Source organism: Phocaeicola coprophilus DSM 18228 = JCM 13818, assembly GCF_000157915.1.
Taxonomy (GTDB): domain Bacteria; phylum Bacteroidota; class Bacteroidia; order Bacteroidales; family Bacteroidaceae; genus Phocaeicola; species Phocaeicola coprophilus.
Map to the genome: position 1 here is coordinate 1 of NZ_EQ973638.1, position 19,479 is coordinate 19,479.

General features: G+C 40.0%; 23 protein-coding genes. 1 reads left to right on the forward strand and 22 read right to left on the reverse strand.

Annotation, left to right across the window (positions count from 1 at the left end; genetic code table 11):
• Positions 1 to 446: 446 nt before the first annotated feature.
• Entirely contained in the window at positions 447 to 812 is a 366-nt protein-coding gene (locus BACCOPRO_RS07190) for a hypothetical protein (RefSeq protein WP_040311303.1), read from the forward strand.
• Between the two features lie 100 nt (positions 813 to 912).
• Here BACCOPRO_RS07190 and tnpC read toward each other — a convergent pair whose 3' ends face one another.
• From tnpC to BACCOPRO_RS07295, 22 genes are all read right to left on the reverse strand, one after another.
• Entirely contained in the window at positions 913 to 2,469 is a 1,557-nt protein-coding gene (tnpC, locus tag BACCOPRO_RS07195) for an IS66 family transposase (protein WP_008142275.1), read from the reverse strand.
• Positions 2,470 to 2,548: 79 nt separating this feature from the next.
• Positions 2,549 to 2,869, reverse strand: coding sequence for an IS66 family insertion sequence element accessory protein TnpB (tnpB, locus tag BACCOPRO_RS07200; protein ID WP_008142278.1), 321 nt, complete (start codon positions 2,867 to 2,869; stop codon positions 2,549 to 2,551).
• Positions 2,841 to 3,302: a hypothetical protein gene (locus tag BACCOPRO_RS07205; protein WP_008142280.1), complete on the reverse strand. Its 462-nt coding sequence runs from the start codon at positions 3,300 to 3,302 to the stop codon at positions 2,841 to 2,843. The genes tnpB and BACCOPRO_RS07205 overlap by 29 nt, the downstream gene beginning before the upstream one ends.
• Before the next feature lie 179 nt (positions 3,303 to 3,481).
• Positions 3,482 to 4,615 (reverse strand): universal stress protein, encoded by a 1,134-nt coding sequence (locus BACCOPRO_RS07210; RefSeq protein ID WP_008142283.1) that lies wholly within the window; start codon positions 4,613 to 4,615, stop codon positions 3,482 to 3,484.
• Positions 4,616 to 4,728: 113 nt separating this feature from the next.
• A complete protein-coding gene (locus BACCOPRO_RS07215) occupies positions 4,729 to 4,983 on the reverse strand; it encodes a hypothetical protein (RefSeq protein WP_008142284.1) in 255 nt (84 codons plus the stop codon).
• A gap of 124 nt (positions 4,984 to 5,107) precedes the next feature.
• Positions 5,108 to 5,815 (reverse strand): phosphatase PAP2 family protein, encoded by a 708-nt coding sequence (locus BACCOPRO_RS07220; protein WP_040311314.1) that lies wholly within the window; start codon positions 5,813 to 5,815, stop codon positions 5,108 to 5,110.
• Between the two features lie 14 nt (positions 5,816 to 5,829).
• Positions 5,830 to 6,585, reverse strand: coding sequence for a tetratricopeptide repeat protein (locus tag BACCOPRO_RS07225; RefSeq protein WP_008142288.1), 756 nt, complete (start codon positions 6,583 to 6,585; stop codon positions 5,830 to 5,832).
• Between the two features lie 20 nt (positions 6,586 to 6,605).
• Positions 6,606 to 8,438 carry a BatD family protein gene (locus tag BACCOPRO_RS07230; RefSeq protein ID WP_008142290.1) on the reverse strand — a complete coding sequence of 611 codons (1,833 nt, stop codon included), beginning with the start codon at positions 8,436 to 8,438 and terminating at the stop codon, positions 6,606 to 6,608.
• Positions 8,439 to 8,508: 70 nt separating this feature from the next.
• On the reverse strand, positions 8,509 to 9,204 hold the full coding sequence (locus BACCOPRO_RS07235; RefSeq protein ID WP_008142291.1) for a tetratricopeptide repeat protein: 696 nt from the start codon (positions 9,202 to 9,204) through the stop codon (positions 8,509 to 8,511).
• A gap of 8 nt (positions 9,205 to 9,212) precedes the next feature.
• On the reverse strand, positions 9,213 to 10,232 hold the full coding sequence (locus BACCOPRO_RS07240) for a VWA domain-containing protein (RefSeq protein ID WP_008142293.1): 1,020 nt from the start codon (positions 10,230 to 10,232) through the stop codon (positions 9,213 to 9,215).
• Positions 10,233 to 10,244: 12 nt separating this feature from the next.
• A complete protein-coding gene (locus BACCOPRO_RS07245) occupies positions 10,245 to 11,243 on the reverse strand; it encodes a vWA domain-containing protein (protein WP_008142295.1) in 999 nt (332 codons plus the stop codon).
• Between the two features lie 18 nt (positions 11,244 to 11,261).
• A complete protein-coding gene (locus tag BACCOPRO_RS07250; protein ID WP_050765320.1) occupies positions 11,262 to 12,362 on the reverse strand; it encodes a hypothetical protein in 1,101 nt (366 codons plus the stop codon).
• 7 nt (positions 12,363 to 12,369) lie between these two features.
• On the reverse strand, positions 12,370 to 13,239 hold the full coding sequence (locus tag BACCOPRO_RS07255) for a DUF58 domain-containing protein (RefSeq protein ID WP_008142299.1): 870 nt from the start codon (positions 13,237 to 13,239) through the stop codon (positions 12,370 to 12,372).
• A gap of 24 nt (positions 13,240 to 13,263) precedes the next feature.
• Entirely contained in the window at positions 13,264 to 14,259 is a 996-nt protein-coding gene (locus BACCOPRO_RS07260) for an AAA family ATPase (protein WP_008142301.1), read from the reverse strand.
• 204 nt (positions 14,260 to 14,463) lie between these two features.
• On the reverse strand, positions 14,464 to 15,621 hold the full coding sequence (locus BACCOPRO_RS17200) for an HU family DNA-binding protein (RefSeq protein ID WP_008142303.1): 1,158 nt from the start codon (positions 15,619 to 15,621) through the stop codon (positions 14,464 to 14,466).
• A complete protein-coding gene (locus BACCOPRO_RS07270) occupies positions 15,618 to 15,905 on the reverse strand; it encodes an HU family DNA-binding protein (protein WP_008142305.1) in 288 nt (95 codons plus the stop codon). The genes BACCOPRO_RS17200 and BACCOPRO_RS07270 overlap by 4 nt, the downstream gene beginning before the upstream one ends.
• A 19-nt stretch (positions 15,906 to 15,924) precedes the next feature.
• On the reverse strand, positions 15,925 to 17,223 hold the full coding sequence (gene rimO, locus BACCOPRO_RS07275) for a 30S ribosomal protein S12 methylthiotransferase RimO (protein WP_008142307.1): 1,299 nt from the start codon (positions 17,221 to 17,223) through the stop codon (positions 15,925 to 15,927).
• Positions 17,220 to 18,185, reverse strand: coding sequence for a signal recognition particle-docking protein FtsY (gene ftsY, locus BACCOPRO_RS07280; RefSeq protein WP_008142309.1), 966 nt, complete (start codon positions 18,183 to 18,185; stop codon positions 17,220 to 17,222). Before ftsY ends, rimO begins: the two co-directional genes overlap by 4 nt.
• Before the next feature lie 125 nt (positions 18,186 to 18,310).
• Positions 18,311 to 18,466 carry a DUF4295 domain-containing protein gene (locus tag BACCOPRO_RS17495; RefSeq protein WP_008142311.1) on the reverse strand — a complete coding sequence of 52 codons (156 nt, stop codon included), beginning with the start codon at positions 18,464 to 18,466 and terminating at the stop codon, positions 18,311 to 18,313.
• A 9-nt stretch (positions 18,467 to 18,475) separates the two neighbouring features.
• Positions 18,476 to 18,664, reverse strand: a complete 189-nt coding sequence (rpmG, locus tag BACCOPRO_RS07285; RefSeq protein WP_005841291.1) for a 50S ribosomal protein L33 — start codon at positions 18,662 to 18,664, stop codon at positions 18,476 to 18,478.
• Positions 18,665 to 18,683: 19 nt separating this feature from the next.
• Complete coding sequence (gene rpmB, locus BACCOPRO_RS07290) at positions 18,684 to 18,944, reverse strand: 50S ribosomal protein L28 (RefSeq protein ID WP_008142313.1); 261 nt, start codon at positions 18,942 to 18,944, stop codon at positions 18,684 to 18,686.
• An 84-nt stretch (positions 18,945 to 19,028) separates the two neighbouring features.
• Positions 19,029 to 19,479 (reverse strand): CinA family protein (locus tag BACCOPRO_RS07295; RefSeq protein ID WP_008142314.1); only part of this gene is annotated, 451 nt, incomplete at its 5' end.

Below are 19,479 nucleotides of genomic sequence, written 5' to 3' on the forward strand. Positions count from 1 at the left end.
ATATATAAATCATAAATCTGTATCCAACTTTGAATCTTTGATTAAATAAAAGATCTACGACTAATCTATAATCGTCATTACGATGTATATAACTTAAAGCATCATTACATATTTTTATTTTAAGGTCATCTAATAACATGTAAATAAAAATAGTTCGCATCTTCATATCGTGCGCCCACAGAGAACCACTCTGAATCCGACTTTACGGATTACACGATATGAAGATGCGAAATGTAGGTTCATAATGGGCAATACAAATATACGAAAAAATCCCCAATAAAATGGGGAACTAAATTATATTTTGTATATTTACACCCAATAGGCGGATGCTTACCGGATGCTTACGATTTTCCATATATACAATTAAACATAATGACGATTATGTTCGAGAATCAACCTTAGATGATTATCTAGAAAAGATATACAAAGAACAGTATAGTCGCAAGATGTCATATACTATTTTAGATACAATATTAATTAAGAGGTATCAATTGATTGAAAGAATAGGTAATAATATAACGTTAACCCATAAAGGTATTGAGGTTGCATGCAGTACTGATGGCATAAAAGGATATATTGAAGATTTGCGACAGAAAGTTATTGACGATAAAAAAATTGCAAAACTAAAGATAAGAAGCACTACTGCGGCTACCATAGCTTCTGTCGTTGGTGTTATTTCTTTCTTTATAAATATTACATCTGGGAATAACAAAATCAAATATATTTTTTGTTTTATAGGAGCATTTATATTAGGAGTTTTACTATCTGACCCAGCAAAGAACCTAGTAAAACGCTTATTAAAAGAAGAGTGAAGAACTCTTTTATATCTATCATATTACCTTTTTTCATATAACTTATAATTAAGAATAATTCAAAGGTAAAAAGAATATAGAAATCATTGAAGGACAAAAATTATTGATTCCACCTGTTCGGGAGAAACATATCGTACGTTTCTCCTGGTTGGGGTTCTCTGCTAAAAACATCTGTAAGATATTCGAACACATTTATGCCATTTAATTTACAACTTTCAATGATAGTGTAAATAATAGCTCCTCTCCTTGCGCTCTCGTGATTTCCGAAGAAAAGATAATTATTCATTCCGAGTTTGCATGGTCGCATAGCTCTTTCTGCTGCATTGTTATCAGCTTTAAAGAATCCATCATCAAAAATTAACGTAAGAGCCTTAAATTCACGATAGGCATACGATATGGCCTTCCCGATTAAAGTTTCATCGAGAATCTTAGGATTGGATATACTTTTTTCAAGCCAATTCTTGAATTTATGAAATATCGGCACTACATACCTAATTCTATACTCTCTTATTTTATCAGGATGAAATTTTTGTTTTCTGAAAAATCTTTCAAGCCTATATATTTTATCTATAATTCCAAGTGCCTTTTCTGAATTTTCTCTGTCGTTATCTCTACTTTCCAAAAACTTTCTTCTTATATGACTAAGACAAGATAACCTTTGAATTTTATTATTTTCGTTTTCTCCTATAGACTTATACGCCGAATATCCATCTGTTTGAATTGTACCTATATAGCTTTCTAATATGTTACTGATTACATTCCTGCTTCTAGAGCCATCTTCATAAGCAAAGAAAGTCAATTTACTTCTGGTGTTAACAAGCCCCCACATATATTCTTTCTTTGCATGATGGACATCTTCATCAATTACAGAGATTGTCGTTTCGTCTATATTCAAATAGTTACCTTTTAAAACCTCTGACCTGATGGAATAATAAAGTCCTTCAAGAGCATCGATAGCTGTACCACACCAGTCATATAAAGTTGAACGCGCGATTTTAGCTCCGGCATTTACAAACATATTTAACTGACGATGTATAGGTAAATGATATAGAAATTTATTTGTAAGGATACCAGCCATCAATGACGGATCTGCGTGCCTTCTGTAAAATTCTTCTGGAGTATAAGGAAGTTTAGGCATAATTAAATGCCCGTCTTTTGCATAAATCCTTCTGTCATAGATTACTTTTACAATTTTCGCCGGAATCATATATAAGCGGAATGATTTTTCAGAGCGAACAAATTTTGCTCCTATTAATTCTTCAGCATCCGGTTCAAGTATTTCTATTTTCTCTTCTATATCGTCGTATGTACGTCTTTCTGGGCGTTTATATGCTTTACGAGGGTTCGACTTTTTATCCGGTTTTTCTTCAATTTTTTCTTTGGGATAAGTTCCCTTGGAACCTAGTTTCTCACCATTATACGTCCTTTCTGAGTTCTCTGAGTGAGATTTTTCGCTTTTTGACCCATATAATCTCTTATTGAGTAGATTTATAGTATCACGAAGTTCTTTCACAAGATTTTCATACGAACAAATATTCTTTTCCAGTGATTCGATTTTTTCGATAAGGCTGGAAATAAGTTGATTGAGACCTTCAATTTGAGAGTCTTTATTTTTTATTTGTTCTACAAGGAAATCGTTTAAATGGTTTCTTTTCATGCACTAAAAATAGACTTTATATATTAATGCACAAAATGAGACAAATTTGACATACATACTAAAACACCCAAAAATTTCCTTATATGGAAAATAAAAGGCTACAAATTTGTTTCCATTCTAAATAATAATTGTTTTTTCTAGGATTATAATAAGGGGTAAATCTTTTTTTATTATATAGCTTAACTGTATAAAGTATAAACTTATCTTCATCCCATCTTAATATCTTTATCTGCTTCTTATTTCTTCCCATAAATATAAATACCTCATTAGAAAACGGATCACGCATTAGATTACTTCGTATAAATCCACAAAGACTGTCTATGCCCTTCTGCATGTTTACATATTCTGGACAGAAATAGAATTTCATATCTTTATTCAATCCCAGTACAGTTTCCTTCATACATAATCGCTATTAATACTAATCCTTTGATTGTAATGCGCGGTATATTAACAGTCATACCACTTGGGAAAGTAAGTTTGGCACCTTTTATAATAGTTCCAGGTTTAGGGAGTTCCAGGTCAACATTGAAACTAGGATGTTCATTAGGGAAATGTAGAGGTGAGTTGTTTTCTACAAACTCTATTGGAAATATTTTTTGAGCATTTGAAGAAAAAGACGGATTTTCACTTGAAAAAAGTTTCCTTTCTTGCTTATACTGGATTGTCGTAGAATTCTCAACGTACTTTGCTCCATATAATTTTTCCCATTGGTTAATCCAGTCAGAAAAATCCCAATAAGGAACTTGGTGAAGTTTGCAAAACTTTTCAAGTGTCATTCCACTCTTCAAATATCGTGCATAAAGAACCTGAGCTTCTGAGTGTGATAATGCCATAAATTTTTTATCCTTCCAATATTTAATTATTTCCTATACTTTTGTGAAGGACAAAGATATTATGGATAAAATGTTTAATAAAGATGAGGAAATCGGATGCTTACGGAAAATCAAAGAACAATATCAGCACAAGGATATTTTTATTTCATACCCTTGTGCTGCAATCTCTCCTCTATTCATTATTTGATAATCAATATAGGAGTATCCGAATGGAAAATCATCTTACGGGCAATACTTGGATTAAACAAACGGGCAAAGACATTCCGTTTATAATTCGTGATGCAAAGAGCGTCGATAGCCTGTTCTTTTACATACACATCCAGATTGGTCAGTAACTGGTCCTCTGCAATCAGATTATAGCTAATTTCCAACTGTGGATATTGTTTCTTGAAATACTCTTTAATTCCTGCCAGTTTAATCTCATTCCATGTACGCCGTTGCTCATCTGAATTCAAATGAATAAATGCTATCTGGAATTTATAATTCTGGAAAGTTGTAATCAATGAATCAAAAGCGACCAGGTCCCGCTGATCAAAATTAGTAATAAATACCACCTTATGAATTTCTCCAAAAGTCTTGAAGCTGGCATTCTTAGGAATAGCATATACAAAAGTCGGGCTACGCTCTATTACTTCGGCAGTCACACTACCAATCAGTCCCAGTTCCTTTTCCCCCTGTCCACGTGTTCCCATAATAATGATCAACGGCTTCTCCTTACGGGCATAATACAAAATTTCCTCCTCAGGAACACCTTCACGCAGCATACATGAAAATTTAACATCTGGCAGCTCCTTATTGGCGATTCTCTCCTTCAAAGCATCCGTCAACTTATTCAGCTTATTATGAATGTCATCCAGCATATTCTTGATCCCCAAATCATATTCCATCGGCATACCATATCCTTCCGTAGCATATTGTAAACTAGGCATATAGACTGGGCTAAAATAGACATGCATCAATACTACTTCTGCATGAATACGAGAGGCGAAGTCAAAACCGAATTCACAGGCTTTCATGGAATAATCAGAAAAATCTACCGGTATCAGGATCTGATTACTACTACCCTTCTGATCTGTTTCCTTAGGTTCTTCTTTCAAGACATCATCAGACAGCCAGGATGAACTTTCTATAATTTTCAGAGCTCTGGGAAGATCACTTTCTTTAATACGAATTCTTACTCCAGACGAGATGACAGGCTGAATGAGATTTACATTATGAATATAAGACTCTATTCCTTCATTCTCCAGGACATTCTTTAAAATCTGTGCCTTTGAGTAGGTCAAGATGGCTAATGTAACAAGTTTATCTTCCATAATCTGACGATTTAATAAGGTTAAAAATAAAAACACTAATTACAGGCATATACGAAATAACGATACTCCGCATACATCCTATAATCAGTGTCCTGTCGTTAAAAATAAATATCCTACACGTTTTCTTCTTTCAGGATAGCTATAGCTCTATCTAATACGGTTGTATCGTCCAGCATAACAAGTCCCCCATCCGGTCCCGGTTCCAGATGAATTCCTACACTCTTTCCATCTTTAAAATTGTGTCCTCCGAAAAAGTTGCGTACGGTTTCCACGCTTAAGTTCAATTCATCCGCAATCCGATGCATACTTCCGGTTGGTAAAGAATCCTTTATCTTACGCAGCTCATTAAAAGTTATCGTTCTGTTCATAGTAGTCTGAAATTTAAGTTAGACAAATCATTTATTTAATTTCGAGTAAATATAAGGAAAGATTATGAAAGAACAAACAAAAAGGCAACATTTCTGACAAGAAAGTTGCCTTTGACAGTTTCCTTTACAAATAAAGAACTTTTGCCGTTATCATTCCCGCAATAATTGCATAGAGGTATGAAAGCAATAATACCAGATGAATCAATCCGACATCATCTATTGAATATCCACTGCTTGTATACTGACTGGAAATGTATTTGGGCTGATCAAAAAACCGATTCCTTACTATCCGGTAAAGCTGATAAACAAGCAACGCAATCAGACATCCTTCCAAAGCCCCGGCCAGTATATCTCCAGGATAATGCACCCCCAAATAGATACGGGAATATGAAGGTATGGCAGCCCATACAAACATAGAAAGAGTCAGCCACTTATTCCGAATCAGCAATGATACAAACATTGCTACCCCAAATGTATTTGCTGCATGACTTGATATAAAGCCATACAGGCCTCCCCTATAGCCATTCACCGTATGAACCAGGTACATAATCTCCGGATCCTGAGTCGGCCTGAAACGGGCAAAATAGGGCTTACATACACTTGAAGCCAACTGATCTGCCAAGGTTATCACCAAGGCTATCATCAGGAGAATGAAAATCGATTGTGGCAACTTGTTATTCCTAAATATAACATACAGCAAGATAATTGCTGCAGGAACCCAGGTTACCGTACTGGTCACTACCCACATAAAACCGTCCCAGAACAAAGAATGACTTCCATTCAAAGCCAATAACAAGTTACGGTCTGCTTCAATAAGTTGCTGTATGTCTATCATAACTTCCTTCTTTAAATGATTTCAATTGCTTCTGTCGGAATCCATCCCTTATTTCCATCTTCCAGACGGATTTCTTTCCAACCTTTCATCGAGTTATCTTCCACAAAAACCTTGGTTCCTTCATGCAGGACGAACAATTCCGTTCCGCTCTCATCCGGTGTACTTTTAACTGTTACAGTAGGTGACATCACAATAGCTCCTATGCGATCCATCAGTTCATTTTTTTGCTGACGCGCAAATAAATTAGCGCAAACAGTCACTACCAGTAAGATAATAGCACCGATAAATCCTATTTTCCGGACAAAAAGTCGTTTGCTAAAGATATACAATGCCAGCCCAACCAATAAACAGATGAAAGAGACAATGCCGATCTTAGCCCATCCTCTCTCGCTTTGCATATTGGTCAGCGAATTAACCCAGGTTACGATGAAAACCTCTGTAGCAGGAGTAATCTGGTCAACAGTTTTGCTTCTGGCCATATCCAGATTGAAGCGAATATCTGCATCTCCCGGATTCAACAATAAGGCCCGTTCATAATTCAATACAGCCTTGGCCATATTTTTCTCTTTAAAATAGCTGTTTCCCAAGTTGTAATAAACAACTGCAGACTCTCCCTGAGTTGCTAAAATATTTTCATACATTTTGATTGCTTCAGCATATTTATTCTCCTGATAAGCCTTATCTGCATCTGCCTTTGTAAAAGACTCAGCCTGAACAAACTGCACGAAGCTCAACAAAAATATAATGAAGAATGATATCTTTCTCATGTCAGACACTCTCCTATTCTTTAGCGTTTAATACTATTTTCCATTTTACTGATAATATCAATCGATGCTGCATACACCTTATCCATGGCCTCATTTTCATTGCCCGGAGCATAACGTGCAAACTCACATTCATTCAATGCATGAATGAAATCAGCAATTAATTCATTAGAAACGCCATACTTCGCGAGTTCAGCCTCAATATTATCTTTTGAAAGCATGGATACCGGAATGTTCAGTTTATCACTGATATATCCCCAAAGAGCTTTCAAGACCTCATCATAAAATTCATTCTTCTTGTTTTCTGCCAACAGCTTACCGGCAAGTTTCATACGTTTTGTTGCAACCTTATTGGCCTTTTTGGTCTTTACCTTTGCAACATTGGCATTTTCCATAGCCTGCTTGCGATAAACAATTACAAAAGCTACAAACAAAACGAACGGTATCAGATACCACATCCAGTAAGATATCGTTCCGAAGAAGAAATCACCTTTGCGAGTCAAGGAAGTATCTCCCAACTTAATAAAACGAATATCCTTACCCAGTACCTTCACACTTTCTTTATTGGTGAAGTCTGCAATCACTTGATCCGCATTTCCCTGACCTTTAGCAACCTTCAGTTCATAAGCCTGAGTTTTCAAGGTTTTGTAGGAATTACTCTTCAAGTCAAAATAGGTAAATTCTACTGGAGGAATCGTGAAAGATCCGGCATGACGCGGTATTGCCAGATATTCAATAGTCTTGGTTCCTGTTACTCCATTACTTGAAGTCTCAAACTGGTTTTCTACTTTCGGATCATATATTTCAAAATCTTGAGGGAACTTGATTTCAGGCGTATTCAGCAACTTCATATTCCCCGATCCTTTAATTGTAAGCTTAATTGTAACAGCATCATTCGTTTTTACTTCCGTTGCATTAATGGAAGAAGTCAACGAGAATTCACCAACTCCACCAGAGAAGTTCGCTGGTTTAGCCGGCAAAGGCAATACAGTTATATTTACTTTAGGAGCAACAATTACCTTCTTCACCTGTTCAAATCCGCCACCATTATAAAAGATATCAAACGGATCATCAGAAGCAATTCGCTGAGCAATAATACCCTCAAACTTTACGCTTGGAATCTCCAGTTTACCGGTCTGCTGCGGGAAAAGAACATACTGACGCCATGTCAATGTGTTATAATTTCGTCCTTGATAATGTTCCATTGACCATACCTTCTTCTGTGGAAGATCTATTTCCTGAGTATGAAAACCTGTCAACTCCGGCATATCTTCATTCAGCTGCTGAAGATTTACAGTAGAATACAGTTTATATGTCAACAAAATAGCCTCTTGCTCATGCACAGTGGTCTTATTGGCCGTTGCGAGCATAAACAAATCTTTATCTGTGATCCGGCTTCCGGCAGCCTGATTACGTGAAGAATTTGCTGAGCCTTTACTTCCACCATTGGAACTGTTGGATGTCTTATCCGGAGGAAGAACTTTCACCTGCAGTGAATTTGAAAAGATTTTCTCTCCTTCAGCCTGAATGCTTGCTGCTGGAATCGTATAGGTTCCGGCATCACCTGCCATCAGGATATAGGTGTAAGTCACAGATTTGTTTACGACAGTTTTTCCATTAATCGTGTATGAACCATATTGTTGGGAACGGCTCGGCCCCATCAGAACCTCAAACCCCTTTGTTATAGAAGGAGCACGGAAATCTTTTACACTCTGCGAATTGACTGTAAAGGTCAATCGGAACTGATCTCCGCTTACGACCACCTCCGGAGCCTCGGCAGTCAGCGTGACTTTACCGTCTGCCCATGTCTGAACAGTAACAGTCAACAATAGCAGTAAGAAAATCAATTTTCTCATTTTATCTATCTTTTTTATTATTCAACATTGTACTTCTAGTCCTTGGTCTATTTTGTCCACATTACCCGCATCACCAGTCTTTTTCCAGTTTCCGGCCTTGCATCTGAATAGCTTTCTTCACTTTATCCTGGACATTCTTTTCATCCTGCATCACAGCATTCAACAGTTGCTCAGCGTTTTCCTTCGACATCTGATTCTGGTTCTGCTGTTGCTGATTATTCTGGTTCTGCTGTTTCTTGTTCTGATCCTGCTGATCCTTATTCTGCTCTTTTTCGTCCTGTTTCTGGTCTTGCTTCTGTTCCTGCTGCTGATTCTGATCCTGCTGTTGCTGCTGATCTTTCAACAGCTTCTGTGCCAAAGCCAGATTATAACGTGTTTCATCATCTTTCGGATTATTCCGCAGGGCTTGCTTATATGCTTCTATACACTGAGGCAACTGCTTGGAAGCCTGGAGAATTACGCCCATGTTATGATAAATATGAGCCAGCTTTTCCTTATCTTTCTCAAGTCGGGAAGCCGCATCCAGCTGCTCCATCGCTTCCTTTCCTTTTTCCTGCATCAGTAAAGAGTTTCCCAGATTATACAATGCATCAGCCGATTTCGGGTTCACCTCAAGCGCTTTCCGATAATCTACTTCTGCCTTAACAAAAAGGCTGTCTTTATAAAGCTTGTTTCCACTGCGCAGATAATCACGATCCGTCTTCTGACCATAAACTGCTGTCACGGAACAAGCACATATCAGTAACATCCATTTTATTCGCTTCATACTCTATCTCATTTAAAGAGTTTTACATTCTTGAAAAGTGGATTTTTACGATTCAAGATCATCAATTCAGCAGCAAGCAACAACAAAGCCAGCCATGCCAAAACCTGGAATTGCTCATCAAATTCCGTAAACACCTGAGTCTCGACATCAGCTTTTGCCAATTTATTGATTTCTGCATTCAATGCTTTTTCTGCATTATTCGTGTTGTCTACACGGACATACATTCCGTTTCCCGCCTGTGCAATTTCACGGCACATCTCTTCATTTAAACGAGTGACAACAACATTTCCATCCTTGTCACGCCGGAATTCGTTCGTTCCTTCCACGGGAATAGGAGATCCGTCGGGAGAACCTACACCCAGAACAAAGACACGGACACCTTTTTCGGCAGCAGCTTTCGCAGCTTCCACAGCTCCACCTTCGTGGTTCTCACCATCCGTGATCAATACGATAGCACGTCCGACTCCTTCATTAGGAGTAAAACTCTTCATAGCCAGATCGATTGCTCCACGAATATCAGTACCTTGTGTTGCAATGAGTGAAGGAGAGATAGATTCCAGAAACATTTTGGCCGAAATGTAATCACTGGTTATAGGCAACTGGGCAAAAGCTTCGCCGGCAAACACAATCATGGCAACTTTGTCATTATTGAATGTTTCAACCAGACGAGATATCAGTTTCTTTGATTTCTCCAGACGACTTGGAGTTACATCCTGAGCCAACATAGAGTTTGAAATATCCAGAGCCACAACCGTTTCTACACCCTGACGCTTCACAGTTTCCATCTTAGAGCCAAACTGAGGACGCGCCAGCATAAAAATAATCATCGCCAGAGCTGACCACATCAGCCAGAACTTTACATCCGGACGATATTTGGATACCGCCGGCATTAAATGTGCCATCAGTACGGGGTCACCATACTGACGCAACTTCTTGCGCCTTCTATAATTGGAATATAGATAAAAAGCTACCAGAAAAGGCAGTACAAGAAGCAAATATAGATATAATGGTTCTCCAAATCGAAACATGGCTTATTTCATTTAAGGTATTTTCTTAAGAACTGAATTACGCAGAAGGATCTCCAACAAGATACACAAGAAAGCCACTAAAGCAAACACTTCATAGTCTTCTTCCCGCTTGCTGAATTCTTTCACATTCAGTTTCGTTTTTTCCAACTTATCAATCTCCTGATAAACTTCCTTCAATTTTGAATTACTGGTGGCACGGAAATAATTTCCGTTTGTTGTGCCAGCTATCTGAGTCAAAGTCTGCTCATCAATCTCCACCGGGACCTGTACATATTGCACTCCGGCATAAGTCTGCATCGGATATGGTGCCGTTCCATTGGTTCCAACCCCAATTGTGTATACACGGATACCAAACTGTTTGGCTATTTCTGCAGCCGTCAACGGAGAAATATCTCCACGGTTGTTGACACCATCCGTCAGCAAAATAATAACTTTTGACTTTGCCTTGCTGTCTTTCAGGCGGCTCACTGCATTTGCCAGGCCCATACCCAGAGCCGTACCATCCATAATCAGACCTTTCTGGGCGATATCACATTTAATACTCTGAAACAGATTCAACAGTACTCCATGATCTACCGTCAACGGACATTGGGTAAATGCTTCTCCTGCAAAGATTGTCAGACCAATGTTATCATTCGGACGGCCGTTTATAAATTCAGCAGCTACCTGTTTGGCTGCTTCCAGACGATTCGGCTTTAAGTCTTCTGCCAACATACTGGTCGAAACATCCACTGCCAGCATAATATCAATTCCTTCAATTTCCGTATTCTGCCAGTTATCCGTAGTCTGAGGACGGGCCAGTACCAATACGATCATAACAAAAGCCACAATACGTAACAGAAACGGAGCATGTAGCAAATAAAGTTTCCAACTCTTCGGCGCATTCATGTACATACGCGTAGTAGAAACCTGCATGGTTGGTTCTGTTTTTTTCCGCTTCATGATATACCATATTATATAAGGTATAAGCAAAAGCAATAAAAACAGATATTCAATATTAGCAAAAATCATAGTCCATGAGTTTAAACATTAAAAGAAAAGGTCAATGATATGTCTCACTGCAACATACAATGCCACGACAGCAGCCAGACCGGTCACGGCAATGCTGGCCAGCAAAACAATACGTCCCTGTTTCGAACGTTTTTCCTCTACCTTTATCTCTGTCGGTTCTTTCTTGGCATTCGGATCTTCCTCCACCTTTGTCTGATTAATGAAGTCTACGGCATTCACCAGATTCATATCATTTTCATTCATCAGCGGTGCATGCTTGGCAAATTTAACAAGGTCCGCCGTTTCAAACAAAGTTCTCAGATCTTTAACGGATTCCTTGTCTTCCTGCAATAAACGCTCAATAATCTCCGCTGAAGTCATTTCCATTGCATTAAACCCGAAACGTTCTCTAATATACATACGGATAACCTCGGTCAACTCCGTATAATATTTCTTCGGATCATTGGCTCTGGCCATTTTATCAGCCTTGATCTCCTCGATTTTCTTCATAGCCAGTTGATGAGGAGGTAATTTAGGCTCAACACGGATAATCTTGATGATAGGCTTATTATTTCGATAACGGATCACAAAGAAGACAGAAACACCTCCCAATATAATCATCAATAACAAGGCATACACCAGTGGTGCCACGTCATCCCATGTAAGAGGAACCTCCTGCACTCCCTTCGGACCAAAAAACTGATCCGGATGAAGAGTATCAACGGGAACAGAATATACTTTCAGAGCCAATGCTTCCGAACGGTAACTCTGGTCATTCACCAATACCTCAAAAGGAGGCAGATAATACAAAGCCGAATCAAAAGAAGTAATTGTATATTCCTGCGAAATCAGCCATCGCTTATTGTCATTCAACAGTTGGGTATCAGGTTTGGCTACATCCAGCACTTCAACCCCTCTGACCAATGTGTCTGCAACTACAGGAAGACGCAACTTTTGATTAGCGTCCATGCTCACTTGAAGTCGGACTTTAGTCTGCTCACCAATCAGCAGCTGCAAAGAATCAATAGTCGCTTCTACCGACACCTGTGCCCGCGCTGAGGGAACAGATATCCATAAAAGCAACATACAGCAGCACACCTTAAACCAACTCAGTCCGCCATCGAATAATGTATGTTTCATTTCTCTATCAGTTTCGTTTTGCAAATAAGTTCATCAGTGCTTTCACATAATCCTGATCAGTCCGCACAGAAACCGAATCGACATTGCTACGAGTAAAAATATCATTCAATTTTTCCTGACGTTCCATCCACCAGGCATGATGGGCATTCCGCAGAGCCTTTGAAGAAGTATCAATCCACTGTTCATGGCCTGTTTCCGCATCACGCACCCGCATCAATCCCACATCGGGCAATTCCTCCATACGGCGGTCATACACCTGCATAGCAATTACGTCATGTTTTCGGTTTGCTACGGTCAGTGCATTCTTGAAATCACTGTCGTCAATAAAATCACTCAGGACGAAAGCCGTGCAACGTTTTTTAAGCACATTCGTCAGATATTCGATCGCTCCCTGTAAATTAGTCCGTTTACTTTCAGGCTTAAAACCCAGCAACTCACGGATAATATACAGAATGTGTTTACGTCCCTTCTTGGGAGGAATAAATTTTTCTATTCGATCAGAGAAGAAAATCACCCCGATTTTATCGTTGTTCTGAATGGCAGAAAAGGCTATGGTAGCTGCAATCTCAGTTACCATATCCTTTTTCATTTGCTGTATCGTTCCAAAATCCAAACTGTTGGATACATCCACCAGCAACATGACGGTCAATTCCCTCTCCTCTTCGAATACCTTTACGAACGGCTTGTCAAAACGGGCCGTAACGTTCCAGTCTATATCACGTACGTCGTCACCATATTGATATTCACGTACTTCCGCAAACGACATACCCCTGCCTTTAAAGGCCGAATGATACTGACCGGCAAAGATGTTACTCGAAAGTCCACGTGTTTTGATCTCAATCTGACGAACACGTTTTAAGAGTTCATTTGTTTCCATTCTCAATCAACTATTCACCTTGAATCAGGGCACTTCTACCTTATTTAATATCTTGCTTACAATCTCGTCTGATGTCACATTGGTAGCTTCAGCTTCATAAGTCAATCCGATACGATGACGCAATACATCATGAGCAACCGCACGAACATCTTCCGGAATAACATATCCTCTGCGCTTAATGAACGCATAACTGCGGGCAGCCAATGCCAGGTTAATAGACGCACGCGGAGAGCAGCCAAAACCAATCAGGTTTTTCAGTTCCTTCAAATCATATTGTTCCGGATAACGTGTTGCAAATACAATGTCTGCAATATACTGTTCAATCTTTTCGTCCAGATAAACCTGACGGACTACCTTGCGTGCTTCCAGAATATCTTCTGACTTAAGAATCGGACGAACCTCAATCTTCTCACCCGAAATATTCTGACGGATAATTTTCTTTTCTTCCTCCAGCTTCGGATAGTCAATCAGAACCTTCAGCATGAAACGGTCCACCTGAGCTTCCGGCAGCGGATAAGTACCCTCCTGTTCTATCGGGTTCTGGGTTGCCATAACCAGGAAAGGAGAAGGCAACGGGAAAGTTTCCTTACCCAGAGTTACCTGACGTTCCTGCATGGCTTCCAGCAAAGCACTCTGAACTTTTGCCGGTGCACGGTTGATTTCATCTGCCAAAACAAAGTTTGCAAAGATTGGTCCCTTATTGGTTACAAAGCGTTCATCCTTCTGACTGTAAATCATCGTACCGAGCACATCGGCAGGCAACAAATCCGGAGTAAACTGAACACGACTGTATTTCGCATCAATCAAAGAAGCCAGAGTCTTGATTGCCAAAGTCTTTGCCAGACCAGGGACACCTTCCAGCAAGATATGTCCATCTGACAACAAACCAATCAATAATGATTCAACAAGATGTTTCTGTCCTACAATCACCTGATCCATACCGGTCATCAGGTTGGTAACGAATGCACTCTGGCGTTCAATGCGTTCGTTTAATTCACGAATGTCAATAGCTTCAGCCATAATTTCTTTCTTATTTTAATAAGTTCATTTTAATCTATCTCTTGACCTCACAGAAGACTTTTCTTCTAAGGCTGCCCAAAATTAAGTCATTCAATTAACAGGCACAACTAATTTTTATTAAAAAATACAGACGAGTGATCTGTTTTAAGTCTTATTGGACTAAAGAAGTTTAAATTAAAGCGGTTCTGTCCGGATTTTCAGATCTCATTCCTGAGCTGGGACCAATACCGGTATCTGAATCACAGTTCCAATTGGTACATTATTCGGATTCTTGATGATTTTCTTATTATGACGTACCAGATAAGGCCACAACTTCTTCGTCCCATAATACTTCAGGGAAATTTTAGCCAGACTCTCTCCTTTTTGGATTGTGTGAGTGGTCTGAGTTCCCTGAATATCGTAATCCACCGTATCAGCCAAAGTTTCTCTCCGGGCAGGAACCTTAACAGGCTGTTCAGGCTCGGAATGTTTTTTTTGTACTGTATCGGCTGCAACCACAGCCACCGTATCCGGTTGTAGGACAACAGTATCTTTTACAGATTGTGCTGCTGGATGCAATGAATCTACGGATACATGTTCTTTCATCCAATAGTATACCAAAGATTCGGGAATATACCTCCGTCCCGATAAAAGAGCCCAGACAATTCCTCCCCCAATCAATACCCCGGCTAAAAGTACTGTTGCAATCATACACCACGGAATCCGGAAAATACGCCGGTTCACCTGAACTTCAGGTTCTTCCGACACAGTTTCCCCGAATGTTTCTTCACTTTCCTCTGATTCATTTTCCAACCGGGACACTTCCGGCGTTACAGATGTTTCCTCTTCCTTAACAGGAGCAGATTCATCACCCTCACATTCAGCAGTTTCCTTATGGTCAGAATTTTCCACATGCTCAGAATTATCCGGATGTTCAAGGCTTTCTGCATGCTCCGGGATTGTATTCTCTTCACTGGCAGACTGAGCAGACAAGTCCGCGTTCTCTGTATCCGAAACGGCTTTCGGTTCTACCACTTCGGTCTGTTCCTCAGATTCAGACAAGTTATCTGTACTGAGGACTTCTTCCGTCATGTCATCAAAGTGAGTATTTTCATTCAGGACAACAGTCTCAAAATGGGCAAAAGGCTTGTTAATCAGGTCACGCAAAGAGGCTTCAGGAACAAACGACACCCGGTTATGACCAGACATTTCTATCAGCTTAAAAGTACCCAGTCCTTTTACCTTGACGTACTTTTCCTGTTGAAGGGCTTCTTCAATCAAGGCTACAAATGTCTGAACAAATGCTTCCGCATCCGCCTGTTCCATCTGATGACGACTTGCCAGTTGTTCAGCCAGAGCCTGTAAGGTTACTTTCTCATTCATTGGGCATCTTCATTTTTCACCTTTCCCTTCAATGCCGGACAAGGCTTGAATGTCAAACTTAATTTGGGAGGAACCAGCAAGCGTTGCCGGGTAACCGGATTGACAACAATTCTCTCCATTTTCTTCTTCACTTCAAAGGTTCCGAATTCCTGAAATGTCAGGACATTGCTTTCCTGCAATTCCTGAGCCATAATATCAACCAAAGATGCCACCAGTACGGCAGCATCTTTGTTCGTGTAACCGAGACGTCGTGAAAGTTCGCCTGTAAATTCCTTGCTGTTCATGAAAGGGTTCGCATTTAGATCATATCAATGTTGCGTACAAATCAAAATCATCCGCATCATAAACCTTTACCTGATAGAAAGAACCGATGACAAGGTTCTGTCCTTCATCTTTGATCAGTACTTCAGGATCAACTTCAGGAGAATCAAATTCTGTACGGCCAATAAAATAATCTCCTTCTTTACGGTCGATAATCACTTTAAACTCTTTACCAATCTTGGCATGAGTAAGATCGGCCGATATTTCCTGCTGAACAGCCATCAGCTCATCCAGCCGCCGATGTTTGACTTCTTCCGGAATATCATCCGAATAATTCTGTGCCGAATAGGTACCTTCCTCTTCTGAATAAGCAAATGCTCCCATCCGGTCGAAACGGGCCTTCCGCACGAATTCCTTCAGTTCTTCAAAATCTTCCTCCGTTTCTCCGGGATGCCCTACCATCAACGTGGTACGCAAATGAATACCCGGAACTTCTTCACGGAAACGTTCTATCAGACGATAAGTTTCCGCCTTACTTACATGACGGCGCATCTTCTGAAGCATGTTGTCACTGATATGCTGCAAGGCAATATCCATGTATTTGCAGACATTGTCATGTTCCCGCATCACCCGGAACAAGTCTTCAGGAAATGCAGCCGGATAAGCATAATGAAGACGGATCCATTCCACTCCGGGAATTTCCGCCATCTTCTCGATCAGCTCAGGCAACATCTGTTTTTTATACAGATCAACGCCATAGTAAGTCAGTTCCTGGGCAATAACCTGAAACTCCTTTACCCCCTGAGAAACCAGCAGACGGACCTCATCCAGAATTTCTTCCATCGGACGAGACACATGACGGCCTGTAATAATCGGAATAGCACAATATGAACACTTGCGGTCGCATCCTTCCGATATCTTCAGATAAGCATAATGAGAAGGAGTAGTCAGATGACGTTCAATGGCAAACTCCGAATGATAAGATTTGCCCAAATCATTCAGCAGGTCATTCCAGTTGAACTTTCCATAGAATTTATCCACTTGTGGAATTTCGCCCGTAAGCTCTTGCAGATAGCGTTCTGAGAGACAACCCATTACAAAGAGTTTCTTCAGACGACCTTCTTCCTTTGCCTGACAAAATTCCAGAATCATGTTTATCGACTCTTCCTTTGCATCTCCAATAAAGCCACATGTATTGATCACCGCAATTTCTCCCTGCGGATGATCGCTGTCGTGAGTCACTTTATATCCATTGGCTTCAAGCTGCTTCATCAGCTTTTCCGAATCAACCAGATTTTTAGAGCAGCCTAAAGTTATAATATCAATTGTATTTTTTTTCATTTAGCAGTCGTTGGTCCAAATAATGAATCTACAAATTCGCGGCGGCGGAACACCTGAAGATCTTCTATACCTTCACCCAAGCCAATATATTTAACCGGAATCTTAAACTGATCAGAGATACCGATCACAACTCCACCTTTTGCCGTTCCATCCAGTTTGGTAATAGCCATGGCATTCACTTCCGTAGCCAGCGTAAACTGTTTGGCCTGTTCAAAGGCATTCTGGCCTGTTGATCCGTCAAGCACCAGCAAGACTTCGTGAGGAGCATCCGGAACCACCTTACGCATGACATTCTTGATTTTTGTCAGCTCGTTCATCAGTCCGATCTTATTATGCAAACGGCCCGCCGTATCAATGATGACAACATCTGCCTGATTGGCAACGGCAGAACTCAGCGTATCGAAAGCGACAGATGCAGGGTCAGCCCCCATTTTCTGTTTGACAACAGGAACGCCCACACGCTCTCCCCAGATAACAAGCTGTTCAACGGCAGCAGCACGGAAAGTATCGGCAGCTCCCAGGTAGACAGACTTACCGGCTTTCTTAAACTGATAAGCTAATTTACCGATAGTTGTAGTCTTTCCTACTCCATTGACGCCGACCACCATAATGACATAAGGCTTCTTGTCCTCCGGAACACTGAAGTCCTCAGAATCTACCGTATTGTTTTCTGTCAGCAAAGCTGCAATCTCTTCCCGGAGAATATTATTCAGTTCCTGCGTATTGACATATTTATCCCTGGCTACGCGAGCTTCTATGCGCTTGATGATATTCAGCGTTGTCTCCACTCCCACGTCCGATGTAATAAGTACCTCTTCCAGGTTATCCAGTACTTCATCGTCCACTTTCGACTTGCCGGCAACCGCACGCGCAATCTTGCCAAATACACTTTCTTTGGTTTTGGATAAGCCTTTATCCAATGTTTCTTTCTTTTCCTTTGAGAAAAAACTAAATAATCCCATACGGTTCTATTGTTTATCTGTTTATGGAACAAAGATATAACTAATCTTGTAGACACACAAAAAAAAGTTCCTTTCATTCAATCATGAAAGGAACTTTTATTTAGCATATATATGTTTTCGCTAAATTATTTCTTGAAGAAGTCCTGTACTTTATCGTTAGGAACCATCTGTTCGTCAAAAACGTAAGCACCCGTTTTCGGAGACTTAACCATTTTGATAACCTTAGTATAAGAACGGCCTTCTTTACCTGTCTGAAGGGTTGCGACTGTTTTCTTTGCCATGGTCTACTATTATTTAATTTCTTTATGAACTGTTACTCTTTTCAAAATAGGATTGTATTTCTTCAATTCCAATCTTTCAGTGGTATTCTTTCTGTTCTTTGTCGTAATATAACGAGAAGTTCCCGGCATACCACTATCCTTCATTTCTGTACATTCAAGGATTACCTGTACTCTGTTACCTTTAGCTTTTTTAGCCATAGTTTTCTTCTCCTTTTAATTAACCAATAATTTTGATAGTTTTCCAATCACAGTAACCGTTTGCAACAGCTTCATTCAGCGCTGCATCCAGTCCTTTTTTGTTAATAACACGCAAGCCGTTAGCGCAGATGTTCAGGCTAATCCAGCAATCCTGTTCTACATAGTAGAATTTCTTCGTAAACAAGTTCACATCAAAAGTTCTTTTTGTTCTTCTCTTAGAGTGTGAAACATTGTTGCCAATCATGGCTTTCTTTCCGGTAATTTGACAAATTTTCGACATTTCTATCTAGTTTTTATAGTTTTATTCATGGTTCTTTCAAACGGAGTGCAAAGTAAGCGATTTTATTTTATATAAGCAAGTAAATCACCTGTTAATTGCAAAATTAGTGCTCATTTTCCTGATTTTGGCACAAATCAAGCAGCAATTGCAGAGTTTTTTGCCGTTGCAGCCTGTATATTTTTTCTCCCGTCCTTCGTCTTCCGTTAATTTGGCAGTTAGTATTTTTTCTTTATTTCCGGCAGCCACCCAGATCGTGCCGACAGGTTTTTCAGGCGTACCTCCTGCAGGTCCGGCAATACCCGATGTAGCAACTGCATAATCCGTCCCCAGAGTCTCCATGACACCTTTCACCATTTCCACTACGGTTTCTTCGCTTACCGCCCCATACTTTTCCAGTGTTTCCTGACTAACATGCAGAAGGCTTTGCTTTACTTCATTGGCATATGCCACAATCCCTCCCTTATAGAAACGGGAACTACCAGGGATAGCAGTTATGACAGCTGGGACATTGCCGGCCGTACAGCTTTCGGCAGTA

Excerpts from the sequence above, each read along its gene's own strand:
- BACCOPRO_RS07235 (WP_008142291.1), bottom strand. The coding sequence starts at position 9,204 with ATGAAGCGAATAAAATGGATGTTACTGATATGTGCTTGTTCCGTGACA.
- BACCOPRO_RS07270 (WP_008142305.1), bottom strand. The coding sequence starts at position 15,905 with ATGAACAGCAAGGAATTTACAGGCGAACTTTCACGACGTCTCGGTTAC.
- BACCOPRO_RS07215 (WP_008142284.1), bottom strand. The coding sequence starts at position 4,983 with ATGAACAGAACGATAACTTTTAATGAGCTGCGTAAGATAAAGGATTCT.
- BACCOPRO_RS07245 (WP_008142295.1), bottom strand. The coding sequence starts at position 11,243 with ATGATTTTTGCTAATATTGAATATCTGTTTTTATTGCTTTTGCTTATA.
- BACCOPRO_RS07190 (WP_040311303.1), top strand. The coding sequence starts at position 447 with ATGTCATATACTATTTTAGATACAATATTAATTAAGAGGTATCAATTG.
- BACCOPRO_RS07205 (WP_008142280.1), bottom strand. The coding sequence starts at position 3,302 with ATGGCATTATCACACTCAGAAGCTCAGGTTCTTTATGCACGATATTTG.
- rpmB (WP_008142313.1), bottom strand. The coding sequence starts at position 18,944 with ATGTCGAAAATTTGTCAAATTACCGGAAAGAAAGCCATGATTGGCAAC.
- BACCOPRO_RS07240 (WP_008142293.1), bottom strand. The coding sequence starts at position 10,232 with ATGTTTCGATTTGGAGAACCATTATATCTATATTTGCTTCTTGTACTG.
- ftsY (WP_008142309.1), bottom strand. The coding sequence starts at position 18,185 with ATGGGATTATTTAGTTTTTTCTCAAAGGAAAAGAAAGAAACATTGGAT.
- rimO (WP_008142307.1), bottom strand. The coding sequence starts at position 17,223 with ATGAAAAAAAATACAATTGATATTATAACTTTAGGCTGCTCTAAAAAT.
- BACCOPRO_RS07210 (WP_008142283.1), bottom strand. The coding sequence starts at position 4,615 with ATGGAAGATAAACTTGTTACATTAGCCATCTTGACCTACTCAAAGGCA.
- tnpC (WP_008142275.1), bottom strand. The coding sequence starts at position 2,469 with ATGAAAAGAAACCATTTAAACGATTTCCTTGTAGAACAAATAAAAAAT.
- BACCOPRO_RS07250 (WP_050765320.1), bottom strand. The coding sequence starts at position 12,362 with ATGAAACATACATTATTCGATGGCGGACTGAGTTGGTTTAAGGTGTGC.
- rpmG (WP_005841291.1), bottom strand. The coding sequence starts at position 18,664 with ATGGCTAAAAAAGCTAAAGGTAACAGAGTACAGGTAATCCTTGAATGT.
- BACCOPRO_RS07230 (WP_008142290.1), bottom strand. The coding sequence starts at position 8,438 with ATGAGAAAATTGATTTTCTTACTGCTATTGTTGACTGTTACTGTTCAG.
- BACCOPRO_RS07255 (WP_008142299.1), bottom strand. The coding sequence starts at position 13,239 with ATGGAAACAAATGAACTCTTAAAACGTGTTCGTCAGATTGAGATCAAA.
- BACCOPRO_RS07225 (WP_008142288.1), bottom strand. The coding sequence starts at position 6,585 with ATGAGAAAGATATCATTCTTCATTATATTTTTGTTGAGCTTCGTGCAG.
- BACCOPRO_RS17495 (WP_008142311.1), bottom strand. The coding sequence starts at position 18,466 with ATGGCAAAGAAAACAGTCGCAACCCTTCAGACAGGTAAAGAAGGCCGT.
- BACCOPRO_RS07260 (WP_008142301.1), bottom strand. The coding sequence starts at position 14,259 with ATGGCTGAAGCTATTGACATTCGTGAATTAAACGAACGCATTGAACGC.
- BACCOPRO_RS17200 (WP_008142303.1), bottom strand. The coding sequence starts at position 15,621 with ATGAATGAGAAAGTAACCTTACAGGCTCTGGCTGAACAACTGGCAAGT.
- tnpB (WP_008142278.1), bottom strand. The coding sequence starts at position 2,869 with ATGAAGGAAACTGTACTGGGATTGAATAAAGATATGAAATTCTATTTC.